The organism is Methanobrevibacter sp. (genome assembly GCF_045636185.1).
In the GTDB taxonomy this organism is placed as follows: domain Archaea; phylum Methanobacteriota; class Methanobacteria; order Methanobacteriales; family Methanobacteriaceae; genus Methanocatella.
The window spans coordinates 1-18,563 of record NZ_JAZTXC010000004.1 but is presented as its reverse complement, the minus strand read 5'-3'; the positions used below and the strand labels follow the sequence as shown (position 1 = coordinate 18,563).

Sequence of the window (18,563 nt, the reverse complement as noted above, 5' to 3'; positions counted from 1 at the left end):
GGTGCTGAATGGTATATTGAAAGGCCTTATGAAGATGTTGAAGAAATTGTGAGGCATTGTGAAGCTAATGGAATAAATTTTATTGATTGTTGGATGAGTGAGCCTACGGTTAGAACTAATTTGGGTAAAGCCATTAAAGATACTCGGGATAAATGGATTATACAGGGCCATATCGGTGCTACATGGCAGAATAATCAATATGTCAGAACCCGTGAAATGGATAAGGTAAAGGAAGCTTTTGAAGATTTCATGGAAAGACTTCAAATTGGCATGCTGGATTTTGGAATGATTCATTATGTTGATACTCAAGAGGATTATGATGAAATAATGTCTGGAGAATTTATTGAATATGTTCGTGATTTAAAGGCTAATGGCATAATTAAACACATCGGTTTCAGTACTCATAGCACGGAAATTGCTTTTTTGGCAGCGGAAAATCCTGAAATTGAATTATTGATGTTTAGTATCAATCCGGCATATGATATGTTTCCGCCAACAGATGCTCTTGATGATTATAGGGATGATGATAAATATGAAGGTTTAGCTGGCCTGGATCCGAGGAGAGCGGAACTTTATCAATTATGCGAAGATAATGGCACTCCAATAACAGTAATGAAGGGTTATGCCAGCGGAAGACTATTCGATGAAAATGATTCTCCATTTGGCGTTGCATTAACTCCTGTTCAATGTATTCATTATGCATTGGAACAAAAAGGAGTAGCCAGTATTTTTGTAGGCGTTGGCGATACTAAAGAAATGGATGCGGCACTGGAATATGAAACTGCATCAGATAGCGAAAAGGAGTATAAGGACATTTTAGCCAATGCACCTAATCATTCATTTGAAGGCAAATGCATGTATTGCGGTCATTGTGCACCATGTACCTCTGGAATTGACATTGGTGGGCTTATAAAATTGTATGATTTAGCTATTGTTCATGATGAGGTTCCACAAAGTGTCAGGGAGCATTATAACAATTTAACTTATGATGCAACTGAATGTATCGCATGCGGCGAATGTGAAGACAGGTGTCCGTTTAGCGTTAAAATAGTAGATATAATGCTGGATGCCCAGGATTTGTTCAATTAGTATTATATTGTCATAAAGATAAAATAATAATTAATCATGTTATGAAATTATAAAGAAGAGATGGAATTAATTAGGGAGATGGAATTATGAAAAAGTTAGCTTTTGGAATGATGAGATTGCCTTTGCTTGATGAAAATGATGAGTCAAGCGTTGATTTCGATCAAGTAAATAAAATGGCAGATTTATTTTTAGAAAAAGGATTTACTTTCTTTGACACTGCTTATCCTTATCATTTTGGTAATTGTGAAGTAGCTTTTAGAAAAGCGGTTGTAGAAAGATATCCTAGAGATTCATATGTTATTGCTGATAAATTACCTTTGTTTTCAATAACTTCAGAAGATCAGCTTGAGCCAATATTTTCTGAGCAGCTTGAACGTACTGGCATTGATTGTTTTGATTATTATCTGTTGCATAATGTAAGCGGTTTTTCAGAGCCTGGTTTTCTGAATGTTGATTCTTTTGGATTTGTAAATAAGAAAAAAGAAGAGGGAAAAATCAAACATTTAGGTTTGTCCACTCATGGTAATGCGGAGTATCTGGATAATATTTTGACAATACATCCTGAAATGGAGTTTGTTTTGCTTCAGATTAATTATCTCGACTGGGAAAATGACAGCATTGAATCAAGAAAATGTTATGAGGTAGCCTGTAAGCATAATAAGCCTGTGTTGGTAATGGAGCCTTTAAAAGGAGGTTTTTTGGCTAATGTTCCTCCTGAAGCTGAAAAGCTAATGAAAGATTATAATCCTGACGCTTCCATTGTTTCATGGGCATTAAGGTTTGTGGCCAGTCTGGATAATGTTTGCATGGTTTTAACTGGAGCAAGCAGTTTTGAACAATTGGAGCAAAATGTTGAAGACTTTGAAAACTTCACTCCGTTAAATGATGAGGAATATGAAATCCTTGAAAAAGTAAGGGATATCATTAATTCCAATATTGCAGTGGATTGTACAAAGTGCAAATACTGTTTGGAAGCATGTCCTGAGGAAATTAACATACCAAAGGTCTTTGATTTATACAATAATGAAAAAATCTTGAATCCTGCACCTTGGACTCCAGTAGGCAATGCATATTTAAATTATTCTAAATTGCCTGGTGTTGGCATCGCATCTGATTGTACTGAATGTGAAATGTGTGTTGAAGAATGTCCTCAGCATATTGATATTCCAAAAGTCATGAAGGATGTTGCAAAAACCTTTGAAACTGAATATTATGGTTTTTCTGGATGATGTAGTTCAAATTTCTTAAAATTTCTTTGAAATGTAATATATTCAGATTTTTCATTTTTTTTTTATTTTTTTAGGCGTGTTTTTAAAGTCAAAATTTCTAAAATAATAATTTTATAAGTAGATTTTAATAAGATAAATTATATATTTACATATAATTCAATTAATTTTGAGGATGTATTATGATACCTGGTATGAATAAAAAGCAGATGAAACAGATGGAAAGACAAATGAAAAAGATGGGTATGAAAATGGAAGACCTTGATGGTGTAACTGAAGTCATTATCCGTTTTGAAGATAAGGAATTAATCATTGACAATCCGTCTGTCAGTTTAATGAATGTTATGGGTCAGGAAACCTATCAAGTGGAAGGTCAAGCTCGTGAAGTAGAACTTGAATATGAAATTGAAATTCCTGATGAAGATGTTGAAATGGTAGCTAATCAAGCTAATGTTTCGGAAGATGTTGCAAGGCAAGCTTTAGAGGAATGTAAAGGAGATCTTGCCGAAGCTATTATGAAATTAAATCAGTGATAACATGACAACTATAGTACATATTTCGGATTTGCATATAAGTAAGGATGCTTTTGATGAAGAAGTTTTCTTAAAAGCAGTAAGCGAAATAAATAATTTAAAACCGGATATGATTATATTAACCGGAGATATAACAAACAGTGGTTATTACAGAGAATATCAAAGGGCTATTGAATATTTGGCCCTGTTTGAAGCCCCATTGTTTGCAATTCCAGGCAACCATGATTCACGTAATCTTGGTTATCAAAGCTTTGAAGAATTGGTTGGTGAAAGAAGCTGGAAATTAACTAAGGATGATGAATTTACTGTCATTGGTCTTGACAGTAGTGCTCATGATGAAAATAGAGGCCATATTGGTATTCCCCAACAGTTATGGATGGAACATCAATTGGATGAATGTGTTGTCAACAATAGATTTTCTATTGTGGCTCTTCACCATCATGTTATTTCAATTCCGGATACTGGCCGTGAACGTAATGTATTGTCTGATGCAGGAGATATTTTAAAAACTTTGACCACTCATGAAGTAGATTTGGTATTATCTGGACACAAGCATGTTCCTAACATTTGGAAAATTAATGAAACAATTGTTGTTAATGCCGGTTCACTTTCTTCAAATAAGTTAAGAGGCAAAATTGGTAATTCTTATAATGTTTATAATATTTATGAGGATTCAATGGAGCTATTTCTACATAATGTTGGTGGAGAAAAAATTTTATTTGGAAAATACCGAAGAAAATCTTAAATATTTGGTTAGGTTTATATAATAAATGAATAATAGATTAGTTTCGCAGGTGATATTATGAAAGTAGTTGTAGATGCGTCTAATGTTGCACACAATGTAAAAAATGAAAACTCACAACCTCAAATGGCTAATATATTAGCTGCTGTAAAAGCATTGGAGGAAAGTGAAGATGAATTTGTCATTATAGCCGATGCATCACTTCGCCATGAAATTGATGACAAAGATGCTTTTTTAAAACTGTTGGAAAGTGATAATGTAGAGGAAGTTCCGGCAGGTAATGATGCTGATCATTTTATTTTAGAGATTGCTTATAATGAAAAAGCAAAAATTTTATCAAATGATAAATTCAGAGATTATGCTGCTGAATTTAAAAATATTAATTCATTTAGGATTCCATTTGTTATAAAAAATGGTAGATTAACATTTGGTAGGCCAAAAAAACCTAAACATGATAAACGTATTTTGCAAAATATTTCAGAAGAAATTATTAAGCAATTAAACTTTAAAAGATGGGAAGTTTACACAGGTAAGGACGGATTGGAAATTTCCCCATTAAATATTGCAAAACAGGCAATTGTTCGTATTGATGATGATACCAATATAAATTCAAAAGTTGAAAATATCTTCTCAAAAATACCAATGTTCAATAAAATTGTAGATATGGTTGATGATGTTGAAATAGCAGCTCCTTATGTTATTTTTGTACTTGTTCATCCAAAAGACTATAAAAAAACAGTTAAAAATGCAGGAAATATTTCTGTCACTGTTGCTGATAGATTGGGTCTTGAGAAAAAACCATTAATTGCAGTTCGTAATGATTTATTCACTAAACCAGGAACTTTTGAATTAAATATTATGTTGGCTGATGAAGTTACTGAAAATGCTCCTTATAATATTTTAGTTCGTGTAAGTGCTCACGATGAAGTATTTATCAAGAAGAATTCAAGAAATATTGCAAGTACTATTGCAGGAAGACTCGGTTCATGGAAGTTTCCATTTGTTTCAGTAAAACCTGACATGTTGTTGGAACGTCCTGGTGAGTTTGAAATTGAATTAGAAAAAGGAGGAAAATTAGATGGTTAATAGCTTATCTAAAGCTATAATTAAGCTAACCACAGGTCTCACACCAATTAGTGTAGGGACTAAATTCTTTCCAACAGATTCAATACAGAATGAATATGTTGAATTATTTAATTATACTCAAACTATCCTATTTGAACTAGAAAAAGCAGAGATTACTTCTGAAGGCATTGAAAGCAATCTTATAAGAGATTTGGGTGCTGAAAATATGCCTGAGGATTATAAATTCTATGAAATTAAACCTGCAGAAAATAAAATTGAAGAATATGCTCTTGTAAGTAATATTGTAATGGGTAGTGATCGTTATTTCTATGTTGAACTCCCAAATCCATCAAATTTAATTAATATCTTCGTTAAAATTATTGAAAATGAAAAAGGAGAAATTGTTGAAAAGAGTTCCACTGAACTTGTTGCAAAAATGTTAAGTAAAAATGATGCAATCAGGGTTGCTATTGAATTAATAGGTATAGGTCTTGAAAAAGGTGTTGAAGTGATATCTGCTGTGGGAATGACTGGGGCAGCTTCAATTGAAAGGTCTATTAATTACAGACAAAATCTAGGAAACTTCCCTGGTGTGGCTTTTACAAAGCTTGGTGGAGAATATGCATTGGTTTTTGATGGACCATTTAAATTAGCCCAATCCAAACCTTCAGAGTTTCAAAATTATCTATTCGTTGATTTAATTGATTCAACAGCTTATACCAGTAAACATGGTAAAACCCAATTGGTTGATTTAATGACAAATATTAAATATTTCATTGAAACCGAGTGTGGTGGAGACCTTGAAGGTTACCGTGAAGGTGGGGATGATTTCATTGCACGTTTCCCATCAAAAGATTTGGCTATTCGTGCCGGTTTAGATGCTGCTTGGTTTGCACTTGATAATGATGCAAAAATTAGAGCAGGTGTTGGCAGGAGCCGGAGAGAAGCTGGTGAGAGAGCTCAATTGGTAGATAATATAGGTTCAAATTCTCCATTGTCTTTGGTAGTTTTTGAACTTGCTAATGGTTTATATGCATATAACGTACCTTCTGAATTTACAAGAACTTTAATCAATCTATTTGAAAATGAAAAACAGAAATTAATCGCAGTATTTGCATTCGTATTTATAATCACTTATTTATTAAGTGTTCTTGGATTGGGTGCATTCAGTTTTATTACAATTATTATAGCATTAATATATGCTTTTGTTGCTTAATTAAAAAATTAAAAAGGGAATTACGATGGCTCGAAGGAATGAAGGAATTATAGCTTTTTTAATGATATTGGCATTAGTGGCATTTGTCATTGGTTCGGCTATTGGAATTTCAGTCAGTATGACAGAACATGACAATCAAACTCAAAATAATACTACTGTTCATGTTGAAAATGTAACACACGAAATGATATCTCCTCATAATACTCCCGCTCCTGTAGAGTATGATTATGAAGCAGATAATGTGGACTTTAATCAGAATGTATCTATGCATTCAAAAAATAATTAATTTTGTGATATTATGGAATTTATACGTGAAGTTGATGGAGGATTTTCCATCATTGATGATATTAAGATATCTGGAGCTCGTGAAGGAAAATATGGGGTTACCGTAATTTTAGCCCCAAACAGTACTGCTTCTGCTGTTTTTACAACAAACAAAGTTGTTGCAGCACCGGTAACATATACAAAAAATGTTGTTAAAAAAGGTATTGTTTCTGCTATTGTTGTAAATAGTGGTAATGCAAATTGTTTCACCGGTCAAAAAGGAATTGAAGACTGTGAAGAATTGGTCAATATTGTTTCTAAAGATTTAAAAGTACCTGCTAGCGAAATTGCTATCTGTTCAACAGGGGTTATTGGTCGTGAAATGCCAATGGATATAATATCTAAAGTTGCTTATGAATCCATTTCTAAATTAGACAATAATCCGGAGAATTCCCTTGCTGCTGCTAAGGCAATAATGACTACAGATACTTTTCCTAAAGAAGAAGCAGTTGAAGTAACTTTAACCACTGGTGAAGTCGTAAAAATTGCAGGTATTACAAAAGGCAGTGGAATGATTGCTCCTAATATGGCAACAATGCTATCTTTTATTGTAACTGATGCGGTAATTTCTCAAAAAGCTATCAAGAAAGCAGTGAGAATTGCTGCTGATTTAAGTTTTAACATGATAGTTGTTGATGGTGATGAAAGTACTAACGATACCTGTTTGATGTTAGCAAATGGGGCATCTGGAATTGATGTTGAAAATGATGGTGAAATAGACCCTAATTTCCAGAAAGGTTTAAATCATTTATGCATTAATTTAGCTAAAAAGATGGCCCGTGATGGTGAAGGAGCAACAAAGTTCATTGAAGCTAATGTTCGTGGTGCTGAATCATTTGATGATGCAAAGCTTGCTGCTAAAGCAATTGTGACTTCTCCATTGTTCAAGTCTGCTGTTTTTGGCGGTGATCCAAATTGGGGTAGAATTGTTTCAGCTATAGGTTATTCCGGATGTGAATTAAATCCTGATATTGTAACTATTGCAATTGCAGATGAGGATGATGAGGTAGATTTGGTCCGCAAAGGTGAAATTCTTGCTTTTGAAAACACTCCTTATCTAGAACGAGCTGAAAAGATAATGCAATCCAAAAACATTGCTGTTAAAATTAACATGTTTTTAGGTGATGGTGAAGCAACTGCATGGGGTTGTGATTTAACTTATGATTATGTCAAAATCAATGCAGAATACACCACATAAGAAAACATATAAATACTTTAAAAACAAATATCTTTATGTTATAAAATAATTCTAATTATTATATTTAATAAATTTTTAAGGAGGGTAAGATATGGCAAAAGTTAAAGGAACTAACAGAAGAACCAGACAAAAAAGAAGTTATACTAAACCTGGTAGTAAAAGAGGAAGAGGAGTTAAACAAACCTGGAAAAAATAAGTCCTCTCGACACTTCTTTTTTTAACCATACCAAAATTATATTTTTCATTAAAATCTAACCATCATTTAATTAAAATTTCGATTAATTATTTTGCATGATTTCATTCAAACTATTTTTTTATCATAATTGTTTTTAATTTAATTGATTTTATTAATCGACATTTGATTCAGTAATTGTGTCATGTAGATATTCATTAATTTTTTTCACATTTTTTCAAAAAATCCAATTAACTACTATTAAATACTATTCTTTAGATACTTTATATCATGATGATTCCTAAAAATGGACATAGGGCACATGGATTTTCTAGTGATTTTTTCCTGGATTCAAATGAAATAATTGATGAATTGGACTTAAATGGCTCAGAAATAATTATGGATGCTGGTTGTGGTGATGGACACATTGCAATTAAACTTCTGGATGAATATATTGATTCAGGTACAGTTTATGCCGTTGATGTTTATGATGCATCAATTGAGGACATGGAAAAATATAAATTAGAAAACAGTGTAGATAATTTAATTAATATTGAAGCAGATATTACGCAGGGCATTTCTGAAATTGATGATGGGACATTTGATGTAATATTGACGGTTAATGTTTTTCATGGATTTAACGCTTCAAGAAAAATTGATGAAGCAATAAGTGAATTTGCCCGTTTAATTAAAAATGATGGCAGAATAGCTATTATGGATTATAAAAAATGGGATGTTCCTAAAGGACCTCCAACTCAAGTAAGAAACTCTCCAGTAGAACTTGAAGAGTATTTTTCAAATCATGGACTTAAGATGACTTATTTGAATGAGGAAATTGGAGAAGATATTCCTGAAGGTAAATCACATTATTTCGTAGTGTTTGAAAAGGAGAATATAAAATGATTTTTGCAGCTATATTGGCAGGTGGAATTGGATCAAGAATGGGTGGAACAGAAACCCCTAAACAATTTTTAACTCTTGGCGATAAGCCGGTTATTATCCACACAATTGAAAAATTTGTCATTAATTCCAAATTTGATAAAATTATTGTTTTATCACCAAAAAGCTTTATTAATCATACTAAAAATCTGATTAATGAATATTTTGGTGAAAATAATAACATTATTGTTTTAGCGGGTGGAAATACAAGAAATGATACCATAATCAATTCTATTGAATATGTTAAAGAAAATTTTGATATTGATGATGATTCTATAATTGTCACCCATGATTCTGTACGTCCTTTTGTCACCCATCGCATAATTGAGGATAATATTAAAGCTGCAAAAGAATTTGGTGCCTGTGATACCGTTGTCCCTGCAACAGATACAATTGTTGAAAGTATTGACGGTGAATTAATTAAGGATATTCCTATAAGGGACAATTTCTATCAAGGCCAGACTCCCCAAAGTTTTAGAATAAATAAACTATATGAATTAATTAATAATTTAAGTGATAGCGAAACTAATATATTAACAGATGCATGTAAAATATTCGTCCTTAAGGGTGAAGACGTACATCTTGTTGAGGGTGAAATAACAAACATTAAAATTACATATCCGTATGATTTAAAGTTAGCTAATACAATCTTAAAGGAATCAGACCATGATTAATATTGTTTATAGATTAAAATCTCCAAAATTCTTTGAAGAAGCTATTGATGAAATTGAATTAGATGATGTCGTTGTAAGACCAACCTATCTTTCAATATGTCAGGCTGACCAAAGATATTATCAGGGTTCAAGACCTCCTGATATCCTATCCCGGAAATTGCCTATGGCTCTGATTCATGAAGCCGTTGGAGAGGTAGTTAGTGATAGTAAAGGTGTTTTTAAAGCTGGAGATAATGTTGTAATGATACCAAACACTCCATTTGGCGAAGATGAATTTCGTGCGAATTATTCTCCATTGTCTAAATTTAGAGGCAGTGGTTTTGATGGATTCACAAGTGATTTGGTAAGTTTGAAACATGATAGGTTAGTTAAATTACCGAATAATTTTAATATGCAGGTATCTGCTTTTATTGAGTTAATCACTGTTGCATATCAAGGAATAATGAAATTTTTAGAATTTGAAAAAGCATCATGCAAAGTTTTAGGCGTTTGGGGTGATGGAAACTTGGGTTACATTACTGCTCTTCTTCTAAAAGAGATATGTCCTGAATGTGAAATTGTTGTTTTTGGAAAGCATATTGAAAATTTAAACTTGTTTTCATTTGCAGATAATGTTTATCTTATACATGAAGTGCCTGAAGACTTAAAAATAGATCATGCATTTGAATGCGTTGGCTCTGCAGCTTCACAATCAGCTATTGATCAAATCATTGAGTTAATAAATCCTCAAGGAACGATTAATTTGTTTGGCGTAAGCGAATATCCAATACCTATTAACACTCGTATGATATTGGAAAAAGGACTGACATTGCAGGGAAATAGCCGGTCTGAAAGAGAAGATTTTGAAGGTGTCGTTGACCTTCTTTCCAATAATCCTCATCTTTTTAATTATTTATCTAAATTAATTACAAATGTCTGTTTAATCAAGTCAATTGATGATTTAAAAGTCTCTTTTGATATGGATTATATCTCAGACTTTGGAAAAACCATATTGAAATGGGAAATCTAAATTATCATAATGCTTTTCTTAAAAGTCTATAGCATTCAACTCTTAATTTTTTTCTATCCTTTTTGGATCCCATAATGGGTAGAGTTAGAAGGCCGAAAAAATCTTCATCATCAAGAGGCATACCGTTTTCAACCTTTTCTTTAATCTGAAATAATGTATCATATATGGGGTTATGTTCTATGCGAGCCAATTTAATATTGAATATTGCTTCTGATTTAATGGGAATTTCTGGAACTAAAACTCTTTCGGAACATAGAACATATATTGAAATCGGCACTTTATTTTTTTCGTAGAGCTCTTCTGCAAGTTCAGCATATTTTGCAAGATCTTCTTCATCAAAGTCTTTAAATTGACATTCTAGGTCTATTAATTCTCCTTCTTTAGTTATAAATATGTCTCCCCCAGGATAGCATTCATTACATACTTCAACCATTTCTGGAGGAGCATAGTCGATTATATTTCTTTTTTCATCAAATACTTCTTGGATTATTCTTATTTTTTCTGTTATGTTTTCTTCGTTCATTTTATTCTAACCTCTAAAAATTAATTACAATTAGTTATATTGTATTTAATGAATTATAAATTAGTAAGTTTCTTTTTAAAGCAATTTAACTGTGTTATTTTAATATTGCAAGAATAATATAATTTTTGTCTCATGGGTAATTTTCAACTTCAATAGCAAAACTTTATAAACAAGTTATACACAATATATTATTAAAGTGTAATCAGTTGTTGAATGTATTGTCATTGAAGGTGGTGATAGTCAAAATTGGATAATATGTTTTTGTATCATTTTTATCGCCTTTTTAGACGAAACACGAAAAATCATGTTGGAATGAAAATAGTAGTTTATTGTTGTTCATTTCTTATCATCTATTCTTAAGGGGTAAACACGACCAAAACAAAACCATCTCCATTTCTAACATGATTATTTACTATTTATTTTTTCATTTTTGCTTTCATCCTTTGTATCATTGAATTTTTTTGCACCTGAGCCAGCCTGATCTTAAAGTCTGCCTCTGACATTATCTCATAAAGTTTTATATTTATTTTAATTGAGGGGTCACAATAGACATAGATATTTACTTTTTTGCCATGCTTTTCGTATAACGCTTCTGCAAATTCAATGTAGTTTACATGATCTTCTATATCATAATCTCTCATTTGAATTTCTAAATCGATAAATTCGTCATCCGCTGTTGTATAGACATATCCTCCGGGATAAATTCCATCTTCTACTTTTCTTGTTTCTTCAGGTGTTTCTCCAATTATTTCCCGATAATCCTTAAATGCTTTTCTTATCAGATTTATATTTTCTTCGTTCATTTTATCAACCCTTTCTTCACTATTGTTTTCCATAATTTTAAACATTCAATTCTTAGATTTCTTTTGTCTTCTGGAGGCCCTATTGTAGGTATCATTTTTAAGGCAAACAAATCCTCTTTATCCAGTTTTTTTCTATTTTTAACTAAATCCTCAATGTGTCTTAATGTGTTATAGACGCTGGAATATCCCATAAATGAAATGTTTATTTTTATTTCGGCTTTACTCTCAAATTCTTTTGTCACATTAAATTTTATATCGGGTGTTCCTAAAAGGTAAATGCAGACTTGTTTTTTGCTTTTTTCATATAATTCCTCTCCATAAACTTTATATTTTTCAAAATCACTATTTTCAAAGTCTTTTCTTATCATTCCATAGGATATCAATTCATTATTTTTTGTTTTGTATATCTCGGCATCTATTCCATGTTTTTCCGCTATTGATTGTATTTCATCAGATGCTTTTCCTTTGATTTCTCTAAAGTCTCCGAATATGTTTTCTATTATTTCATATTGTTCTCTATCATAATTTTTTTCACACATTATTTATCACCTTTTGAAATTTAATGATTTTATAATTAGTAATATTTTATTTTGAAGTTTATAAATTAGTATAGTATAAATTGACACAATATTATAAGGTTATACAAAAAAATAAGTCCATATCAATATTATATTTTGGAGGTATTTTATTTTCACTACATTGGCTGAATATTTTCAAAGAAGCATATTCAATTGAACAATTCTCAAAATCCAATAATTTAGGAAAGTATTAATTAACCAAAAAAGATATAATTTATTATATTACTTAAAAGTAAAAAGGTGTTTAAGTGAGTGAACAAAAATTAGAAGTTTTTAATGTTTTGAATTTTTTAAATAGTGGATATGAACTTGATGATATTTTAAAGGAAGATAATTTTGGTACTTTTCCATCAGCTGAAGCCTGTATAGAGTATTTAGTTGATAATGGATATCTTGTAGGTACTGGGGGAGTTATAACTGCCGAGTCATTATCCAAAAAGTACACCGTTGCTCAGTTAAAAGAATTGCTTAAAGAAAATGGTTTAAAAGTTTCCGGTAAAAAGCAAGAGCTTGTTGAAAGATTATTGCCTGTTTTAAGTGAAGGTTCTGGGGATTATGAGTTAACTGATAAAGCTAAAGAATTCATAAAAGAAAATGAATGGATAGACTTATACATGTTTGCACTTGTTGCATTCAGATTTGACGATTATGAAACTTATGTGGCTTCATCAAGTGCAGATAACGTTCAAACCGCTTTGAATTTCTGTGATGAAATTATTTCAAGGGCATTAGTTTCCAATCAGTTTTTAGTCTTTATCGATGCACTATCTGCAAAAGCCCATGTTTATGCATATGATGGTGATTATGAAACATTCCTTGATTATGATTTGCAAAGATATATCCTGGGTTTAAATCCGATAGTTATGGATCCAAAAACTTACGCAACATATGACATAATTAATGCAGCTAATATAATCAATTTAAAAAATGTTTTGGAGAAATTTAATTTTGGCAGTTTGAAGAAAAGATTTGATAATATATGGGCTAAATCTCACGTTACAAATATAACCGTACCGAAAAAGACTTCATATAAGATTTTACAAAAAGCACTTTCTGGTGCAGATTTGGATGAATTAAACTTTGACTTAAGGGAAAAATACTTCAATAAAAAATTTGGAGCCTAAATGATGAAGATTAAAGTTGCAGGAATCGTTTTTATTTTTGGTAGTTTGTACTATTTGATAGGAGAAGCTATTTCCGCAACTTTTTTCAATGCTTCATTAATCAATACTTATTTATTCCATACTATTTCCGAACTTGGAATTCCGAATGGAAATTCTCCGTTATTCTTGTTAATGAATTCCGCATTTGTTTTGACTGGTTTGACTTTAATTTTTGGTAATTTTTACAAATTCAAGGATTTAATAATTAAAAATAAGATAGCTTTTCATGTTTTGACATTAATTGCATCTTTGGGTGTTATAATTGTTGGTCTGATTCATGGGGGAAATCCATTGACTTCAGGATATCATACTTTAGGTGCGATAATGGCGATTTTGGGTGGAAACATCCTGCTTGTTTTAATTTCCAGGTCAATGGGTAATTTTGATAAATATCAAAAAATTACTTTAATATTTGGTCTTTTTGGACTAATTGCATTTTGGATTATGTTTTTTAATGTCAGAAGTATTTACATGCCTATTTTTGAGAGAGCATCCGTTTATCCCTTAATATTTTGGTACTTTTTAACGGGTTACTATTTGACTACACAAAGTTTAAATAGTTAAAAGTTAATTTTAAATTAAGGTGATATTATGGCAAACCTTGATAAAGCTACTGAAAAAGAAATTTTGGCTATTGTTGAAAAATACCAAAAAGAAGACACAAAACTTTTGAACTACCTAATAACGGATGATATGATTACATTTTTCTCACCTGTTGCTAATGGTAGCCAAATTACTGCTGAAGACTTACAAAAAGTCGCAGATATTTTAAAAGGTTCATTTGAAGGAATGGAAATTGTTAACCAAGAGTACAGATTCAAATTCAAATGTGGATTATAGGAGTACTAACTCCTATTCATTTTTTTCCAAAAATTTATTATCATTGTCATATAAAAAAACTGAAATACTTATTAATAATTAAATTAAATATTAGATATAGTGATAAAATGAGAGATATTGACGTTTTAATTGAAGCTTTACCATATATTAAAAAGTTTCATGATAAAAAAATTTTAATTAAATATGGAGGACATGCGATGATAGATGCAGAATCCATGTCTTCTACGGCTCGGGATACTGTTTTACTTAAATATGTTGGTATGAAACCACTCATTGTTCATGGTGGCGGTCCTGAAATTTCCCGTTCAATGGAAAAATTAGGAAAAGAACCGGAATTCATCCAAGGTTTAAGAGTTACAGACGAAGAAACAATGGAAATTATTGAAATGGTTCTTGCAGGTAAAATAAGTTCAGATATCGTTTCTGAATTAATTAATCATGATGGTGATGCAATCAGTTTATCAGGTAAAGATTCAAGCCTAATTCTTGCCCATAAAAAGGGTGCAAGTAAAATTGACGGCTCTGATGAAGAAATTGACTTGGGTTTGGTTGGAGAAATCGATTGTATTAATTATAACTTACTTAAGTTGTTGGTTAATAATGATTATATTCCAGTAATATCTCCAATAGGTTCAGCAAAAGATGGGTCAAGCCTTAATTTAAATGCAGATACTGCTGCAGGTGAAGTTGCAAGTTCTATTAATGCGGAAAAATTAATTATTTTAACTGATGTTCCAGGAGTTTTAAGAGACCCTAATGATCCTTCATCATTGATTCGAAAAATCAAGGTAAGTGAAGTTCCAGACTTAATTGAAGAAGGTGTCATTACAGGAGGTATGATTCCAAAAATAGAAACCTGTGTTAAAGCCGTAGAGAATGGTGTTAAATCTTGCCATATCATTGATGGACGTAAAAAACATTCTATTCTCTTTGAAATATTTACCACTAACGGTATTGGAACTATGATATATAAATAGATTATTTATGGATGAGGACATTTATCCTCTCTAATCTTATTTTTTCTTTATCGATTTCTATCTAACTTAAATAATTTTAAATCAAATAATAAATTGAAGGTTTTGTTATCTATATAAAATCATTAATTTAAATGCTGTATTATTTTTTTAAAGCTCTAAAAAATAGGTTTTTCACTGATTTTGCTTGGATAATTTTTTCCTTCAGGTCATGGCTGAGTATTAATATTGTTGAAATTTAAATGATATATACTAAGTGTAATACAGCAAAAAAAGATTAAAAGTTAGATTAATTTCTAACTTTTCATTCTTTGAACATATTTCTTAATTCACGTCTAAGCAATTTCCATCCATTGACTCTTGGAAGTTCGTCCATATCATAGATTTTACGTGGAACTTTATAACGGGATAAGTTTTCACGAGCATATTTAATTAAACCATCATGGTCAGGTTCTTCATTCCAAACGACTGCAGCTACAGGAATTTCTCCTCTGTGACAGTCTCCAATGCTGAATATTGCTATTTCTTTAAGTTTTGGATATTTAATTAATACTTCTTCAACTTCAGTTGGATAGATTTTCCATCCGCTCATCACAATCATGTCCTTTTTACGGTCAGTAATGAATAGACGATTATCTTCATCCAAATATCCAATATCTCCAGTTAAAAACCATCCGTCATCTAAAAAGGATTCAATAGTTTGTTTTTCTCTTCTCCAGTAACCTTTTGCAATAGCCGGTCCTCTTAGTGCAATTTCTCCTTGTTCGTATTTTTCTAAAGTTTTTGTTGAATCAATTTCATCAACTATTTTCACTTCTGAAAAACATACTGGATGGCCTACACTTTCAAATCTGTCAGCTTCACGATAATCTTCCGGTCTGATGACGGTTCCTGTTCCTATAACTATTGATTCTGATAATCCGTATGCATTGATAATTGGAATTTGATATGTTTCGTGAAATTCTTTCCATATCTTTTTATGTAATGGTCCTCCTCCACTTATTATCTCACGCACAGTTTTCAATTCTTTTGTCTTATCCATTGTCGTAAGGGAATGAATTACTGGAGGCATTCCGGTTAAAACAGTTACTTTTTCCTTTTCACATAATTCCAAATATTCATCTAAATTAAATTTTTCTATTAAAATGTAATAAGCCGCCGCTCTAAGTGCAGCTATTGCCCAGGAAAGACCAACATGTGCCATTGGATAAATTCCTAAAAATATGTCGTCCTGCTTTAGGGTTAATACATCACATTCATTATGTATTGCGGTGAAATAATTTCCATGTGTTAGCATTGCTCCTTTTGGTTTACCTGTTGTACCTGATGTGTATTGGAGCTGACATAAATCATCCCAATCGGTATCGCAAGCCTCTAATATTTCACATGTCTTATATTCATTTAAATTTTGAGGAATATATGTATTGATATTAATTATTTCACGGGCTTCAGCATCAGTAATTATTAATTTTGCCTGTGAATCGCTAACAATATATTCTAGTTCTGATACAGTAAAAACTCTGTTTGCTGGAATGGCAATTGCCCCTATTCTCCATATTGCAAAAAGTGAAAATAAATATTCACATGAATTATTCAAATAAATTATAACTCTATCTCCTTTATCAATTCCCAAGCTATTTAATTCACGACCAATTTCTGAAACAATTGACAATATCTCTCCTGATGTGTATTTTTCACCACTTCTAGGATTGTACAAAACGTTTTTATTTAATCTTTTTGAATTCGCATCTAAAAATGTAGTGATGTTTAACATGAAATCACCTCTTGAACAATGGCTTCCGTCATTTCTTTTGTCTTGGCTTTGCCTCCCAAATCAGGAGTCAATATTTTACCTCTGCAGACAACGCTTTCGACGGCTTTGTTTATCTGTTGGGATATCTCTTTTTCACCAATGTAATCTAACATCATTGATGTTGATAAAATCATAGAACATGGGTTTGCAATACCTTTGCCTGCAATATCTGGTGCTGAACCATGGACTGGTTCAAATAATCCATTTTCATCTCCAATATTTCCTGATGGTGCAAGACCTAATCCTCCAACTAGACCTGCACTTTCATCGGATAGTATATCTCCAAATAAATTGGTTGATACAATAACATCAAAGTTCAGTGGGTTTGTAATGAGATACATTGCCGTTGCATCTACATAAAAGTCTTCCGTGTTAATTTCAGGATAGTTTTCAGCTACTTTGTAAAATGATTCCTTAAAAACACCATCTGTTTTTTTCAGGACATTGCTTTTGTGAACGCAGGTTACTTTATTTAATTTTTTTCTTCTTTTAGCTAATTTAAAAGCGATTTCAGAGATTTTTTCACTAGCAGTTCGAGTAATTACTCTTTCTGCAATTACTTCATTGTCATTTCCATATTCCTTTTGGCTATATAATCCTTCCGTATTTTCACGCACGATTATAAAGTCAATATTATCGGCAACGGATTTGATTCCTTTATATGATCTGATTGGCCTTAAATTTGCATATACGTCGAGTTCTTTTCTTAGATTTATTATTGGACTAGGTTGGCCGGGTGTTGAAGTTGAAGCACCAAATAATGTTGCATCACTTGATTTTGCAATTTTAATTGTTTCTTCAGGCAGTGTTGTTCCATTTTTATTAAAACACTCGAAACCAGCTTCACCATAATTGAAATTAAAATTCAAATCTAATTTATCTAATAAATATTCAGCTGATTCCATTACTTCATTTCCTATTCCGTCCCCACCAATTATTGCAATATTATACATTATTTCACTTTTTGTTCGTATGTTATCAAAATACTTTTATACATATAATTATAAATAATATATTTACTTAATAATTGTTATATTTGAGGGATGAATATGTCTGAAATAGATGATTTGATTGAAAAGTTAAATGACAAAGATGACTTTGTTGTTGAAGATGCTGTTGGTGCATTAGAATTAAAAGGTGAAGAAGCCGTAGATCCTTTGATTTCTGCTTTATCTAGTAGAAAGAAAAATATTCGTTTACATGCTGCACAACTTTTAGGTGCAATAAATGATGAAAAAGCTATTAGGCCATTAATTTTAACTTTAAGCGATAACAATAAATTAGTTAGAAGAGAAGCTTCCACTTCTTTAAGTCGTATGGGTCCTGCTGCAGTAGAACCTTTAATTGAAGTATTGGATGATCCTGATTGGAGAGTCCGTGGTGCAGCTGCTTGGGCTTTAGGTAACTTGAATGATGAAAGGGCTATTCCTGCACTTGAAAAATTGCTTGATGATGAAAGCGGTTATGTAAAATCAGGTGCACAAAGTGCAATAGCTTCAATTCAAAGAAAAGCTTAAATCTTTTCTTTTTCTTTTTTTAGATTTGTGGGTGTCCGCCAAAATTGATTTTTGATTTTTTGTCGAAAAATTTTTTAGCCTAATTTTTATTATTTTTCTAATATTATTTCAGATTTTTATTTATTTTTATTTATTCAAGTTATTTATTTTTTAAATCACTATTTG

The 18,563-nt window shown here is 31.4% G+C and carries 21 protein-coding genes; 16 read left to right on the top strand and 5 right to left on the bottom strand.

The window, feature by feature from the left end; genetic code table 11:
• The 11 genes from ACKI3Q_RS00510 to ACKI3Q_RS00460 all read left to right on the top strand — a co-directional run.
• Positions 1-1,089 (top strand): aldo/keto reductase (locus tag ACKI3Q_RS00510; protein ID WP_407413239.1); only part of this gene is annotated, 1,089 nt, incomplete at its 5' end.
• Between the two features lie 86 nt (positions 1,090-1,175).
• Positions 1,176-2,318 carry an aldo/keto reductase gene (locus tag ACKI3Q_RS00505; protein ID WP_407413237.1) on the top strand — a complete coding sequence of 381 codons (1,143 nt, stop codon included), beginning with the start codon at positions 1,176-1,178 and terminating at the stop codon, positions 2,316-2,318.
• Between the two features lie 179 nt (positions 2,319-2,497).
• Positions 2,498-2,848 (top strand): nascent polypeptide-associated complex protein, encoded by a 351-nt coding sequence (locus tag ACKI3Q_RS00500; RefSeq protein ID WP_407413235.1) that lies wholly within the window; start codon positions 2,498-2,500, stop codon positions 2,846-2,848.
• A 4-nt stretch (positions 2,849-2,852) separates the two neighbouring features.
• Positions 2,853-3,593 (top strand): metallophosphoesterase family protein, encoded by a 741-nt coding sequence (locus ACKI3Q_RS00495; RefSeq protein ID WP_407413233.1) that lies wholly within the window; start codon positions 2,853-2,855, stop codon positions 3,591-3,593.
• Between the two features lie 57 nt (positions 3,594-3,650).
• Positions 3,651-4,676, top strand: coding sequence for an NYN domain-containing protein (locus ACKI3Q_RS00490; RefSeq protein WP_407413231.1), 1,026 nt, complete (start codon positions 3,651-3,653; stop codon positions 4,674-4,676).
• Positions 4,669-5,871, top strand: a complete 1,203-nt coding sequence (locus ACKI3Q_RS00485) for a hypothetical protein (protein WP_407413229.1) — start codon at positions 4,669-4,671, stop codon at positions 5,869-5,871. Before ACKI3Q_RS00490 ends, ACKI3Q_RS00485 begins: the two co-directional genes overlap by 8 nt.
• A gap of 25 nt (positions 5,872-5,896) precedes the next feature.
• The gene (locus ACKI3Q_RS00480) at positions 5,897-6,157 is read left to right on the top strand and encodes a hypothetical protein (protein ID WP_407413227.1); all 261 of its coding nucleotides are present in this window, start codon (positions 5,897-5,899) and stop codon (positions 6,155-6,157) included.
• 12 nt (positions 6,158-6,169) lie between these two features.
• Positions 6,170-7,393: a bifunctional ornithine acetyltransferase/N-acetylglutamate synthase gene (argJ, locus tag ACKI3Q_RS00475; RefSeq protein ID WP_407413225.1), complete on the top strand. Its 1,224-nt coding sequence runs from the start codon at positions 6,170-6,172 to the stop codon at positions 7,391-7,393.
• A 463-nt stretch (positions 7,394-7,856) separates the two neighbouring features.
• Entirely contained in the window at positions 7,857-8,468 is a 612-nt protein-coding gene (locus ACKI3Q_RS00470) for a class I SAM-dependent methyltransferase (protein ID WP_407413223.1), read from the top strand.
• Positions 8,465-9,178, top strand: a complete 714-nt coding sequence (locus ACKI3Q_RS00465) for a 2-C-methyl-D-erythritol 4-phosphate cytidylyltransferase (RefSeq protein ID WP_407413221.1) — start codon at positions 8,465-8,467, stop codon at positions 9,176-9,178. Before ACKI3Q_RS00470 ends, ACKI3Q_RS00465 begins: the two co-directional genes overlap by 4 nt.
• Positions 9,171-10,187, top strand: coding sequence for an alcohol dehydrogenase catalytic domain-containing protein (locus tag ACKI3Q_RS00460; RefSeq protein WP_407413219.1), 1,017 nt, complete (start codon positions 9,171-9,173; stop codon positions 10,185-10,187). Before ACKI3Q_RS00465 ends, ACKI3Q_RS00460 begins: the two co-directional genes overlap by 8 nt.
• Before the next feature lie 4 nt (positions 10,188-10,191).
• On the opposite strand, the gene ACKI3Q_RS00455 is transcribed toward ACKI3Q_RS00460, so the two are convergent.
• From ACKI3Q_RS00455 to ACKI3Q_RS00445, 3 genes are all read right to left on the bottom strand, one after another.
• Positions 10,192-10,710 carry a hypothetical protein gene (locus tag ACKI3Q_RS00455; RefSeq protein ID WP_407413217.1) on the bottom strand — a complete coding sequence of 173 codons (519 nt, stop codon included), beginning with the start codon at positions 10,708-10,710 and terminating at the stop codon, positions 10,192-10,194.
• Between the two features lie 416 nt (positions 10,711-11,126).
• On the bottom strand, positions 11,127-11,513 hold the full coding sequence (locus ACKI3Q_RS00450) for a hypothetical protein (protein ID WP_407413215.1): 387 nt from the start codon (positions 11,511-11,513) through the stop codon (positions 11,127-11,129).
• Positions 11,510-12,052: a hypothetical protein gene (locus ACKI3Q_RS00445; protein ID WP_407413213.1), complete on the bottom strand. Its 543-nt coding sequence runs from the start codon at positions 12,050-12,052 to the stop codon at positions 11,510-11,512. The genes ACKI3Q_RS00450 and ACKI3Q_RS00445 overlap by 4 nt, the downstream gene beginning before the upstream one ends.
• Before the next feature lie 287 nt (positions 12,053-12,339).
• Here ACKI3Q_RS00445 and ACKI3Q_RS00440 point away from each other — a divergent pair, with 287 nt between their 5' ends.
• The 4 genes from ACKI3Q_RS00440 (at position 12,340) to argB (ending at position 15,071) form a co-directional block, all read left to right on the top strand.
• Positions 12,340-13,215 carry an SAP domain-containing protein gene (locus tag ACKI3Q_RS00440; protein WP_407413211.1) on the top strand — a complete coding sequence of 292 codons (876 nt, stop codon included), beginning with the start codon at positions 12,340-12,342 and terminating at the stop codon, positions 13,213-13,215.
• Positions 13,216-13,818 (top strand): DUF998 domain-containing protein, encoded by a 603-nt coding sequence (locus ACKI3Q_RS00435; RefSeq protein ID WP_407413209.1) that lies wholly within the window; start codon positions 13,216-13,218, stop codon positions 13,816-13,818.
• Positions 13,819-13,845: 27 nt separating this feature from the next.
• On the top strand, positions 13,846-14,094 hold the full coding sequence (locus ACKI3Q_RS00430) for a hypothetical protein (protein ID WP_407413207.1): 249 nt from the start codon (positions 13,846-13,848) through the stop codon (positions 14,092-14,094).
• A 107-nt stretch (positions 14,095-14,201) separates the two neighbouring features.
• Complete coding sequence (argB, locus tag ACKI3Q_RS00425) at positions 14,202-15,071, top strand: acetylglutamate kinase (RefSeq protein ID WP_407413205.1); 870 nt, start codon at positions 14,202-14,204, stop codon at positions 15,069-15,071.
• Between the two features lie 301 nt (positions 15,072-15,372).
• On the opposite strand, the gene ACKI3Q_RS00420 is transcribed toward argB, so the two are convergent.
• On the bottom strand, positions 15,373-16,842 hold the full coding sequence (locus tag ACKI3Q_RS00420; RefSeq protein WP_407413203.1) for a class I adenylate-forming enzyme family protein: 1,470 nt from the start codon (positions 16,840-16,842) through the stop codon (positions 15,373-15,375).
• Positions 16,836-17,834, bottom strand: coding sequence for a homoisocitrate dehydrogenase (aksF, locus tag ACKI3Q_RS00415; protein WP_407413201.1), 999 nt, complete (start codon positions 17,832-17,834; stop codon positions 16,836-16,838). The genes ACKI3Q_RS00420 and aksF overlap by 7 nt, the downstream gene beginning before the upstream one ends.
• A gap of 96 nt (positions 17,835-17,930) precedes the next feature.
• Here aksF and ACKI3Q_RS00410 point away from each other — a divergent pair, with 96 nt between their 5' ends.
• Complete coding sequence (locus ACKI3Q_RS00410; RefSeq protein ID WP_407413199.1) at positions 17,931-18,398, top strand: HEAT repeat domain-containing protein; 468 nt, start codon at positions 17,931-17,933, stop codon at positions 18,396-18,398.
• Positions 18,399-18,563: the final 165 nt, after the last annotated feature.

What these genes read in the sequence shown, in the direction of transcription:
- ACKI3Q_RS00505 (WP_407413237.1), top strand. Translation starts at nt 1,176, where the DNA reads ATGAAAAAGTTAGCTTTTGGAATGATGAGATTGCCTTTGCTTGATGAA.
- ACKI3Q_RS00500 (WP_407413235.1), top strand. Translation starts at nt 2,498, where the DNA reads ATGATACCTGGTATGAATAAAAAGCAGATGAAACAGATGGAAAGACAA.
- ACKI3Q_RS00495 (WP_407413233.1), top strand. Translation starts at nt 2,853, where the DNA reads ATGACAACTATAGTACATATTTCGGATTTGCATATAAGTAAGGATGCT.
- ACKI3Q_RS00490 (WP_407413231.1), top strand. Translation starts at nt 3,651, where the DNA reads ATGAAAGTAGTTGTAGATGCGTCTAATGTTGCACACAATGTAAAAAAT.
- ACKI3Q_RS00485 (WP_407413229.1), top strand. Translation starts at nt 4,669, where the DNA reads ATGGTTAATAGCTTATCTAAAGCTATAATTAAGCTAACCACAGGTCTC.
- ACKI3Q_RS00480 (WP_407413227.1), top strand. Translation starts at nt 5,897, where the DNA reads ATGGCTCGAAGGAATGAAGGAATTATAGCTTTTTTAATGATATTGGCA.
- argJ (WP_407413225.1), top strand. Translation starts at nt 6,170, where the DNA reads ATGGAATTTATACGTGAAGTTGATGGAGGATTTTCCATCATTGATGAT.
- ACKI3Q_RS00470 (WP_407413223.1), top strand. Translation starts at nt 7,857, where the DNA reads ATGATGATTCCTAAAAATGGACATAGGGCACATGGATTTTCTAGTGAT.
- ACKI3Q_RS00465 (WP_407413221.1), top strand. Translation starts at nt 8,465, where the DNA reads ATGATTTTTGCAGCTATATTGGCAGGTGGAATTGGATCAAGAATGGGT.
- ACKI3Q_RS00460 (WP_407413219.1), top strand. Translation starts at nt 9,171, where the DNA reads ATGATTAATATTGTTTATAGATTAAAATCTCCAAAATTCTTTGAAGAA.
- ACKI3Q_RS00455 (WP_407413217.1), bottom strand. Translation starts at nt 10,710, where the DNA reads ATGAACGAAGAAAACATAACAGAAAAAATAAGAATAATCCAAGAAGTA.
- ACKI3Q_RS00450 (WP_407413215.1), bottom strand. Translation starts at nt 11,513, where the DNA reads ATGAACGAAGAAAATATAAATCTGATAAGAAAAGCATTTAAGGATTAT.
- ACKI3Q_RS00445 (WP_407413213.1), bottom strand. Translation starts at nt 12,052, where the DNA reads ATGTGTGAAAAAAATTATGATAGAGAACAATATGAAATAATAGAAAAC.
- ACKI3Q_RS00435 (WP_407413209.1), top strand. Translation starts at nt 13,216, where the DNA reads ATGATGAAGATTAAAGTTGCAGGAATCGTTTTTATTTTTGGTAGTTTG.
- ACKI3Q_RS00430 (WP_407413207.1), top strand. Translation starts at nt 13,846, where the DNA reads ATGGCAAACCTTGATAAAGCTACTGAAAAAGAAATTTTGGCTATTGTT.
- argB (WP_407413205.1), top strand. Translation starts at nt 14,202, where the DNA reads ATGAGAGATATTGACGTTTTAATTGAAGCTTTACCATATATTAAAAAG.
- ACKI3Q_RS00420 (WP_407413203.1), bottom strand. Translation starts at nt 16,842, where the DNA reads ATGTTAAACATCACTACATTTTTAGATGCGAATTCAAAAAGATTAAAT.
- aksF (WP_407413201.1), bottom strand. Translation starts at nt 17,834, where the DNA reads ATGTATAATATTGCAATAATTGGTGGGGACGGAATAGGAAATGAAGTA.
- ACKI3Q_RS00410 (WP_407413199.1), top strand. Translation starts at nt 17,931, where the DNA reads ATGTCTGAAATAGATGATTTGATTGAAAAGTTAAATGACAAAGATGAC.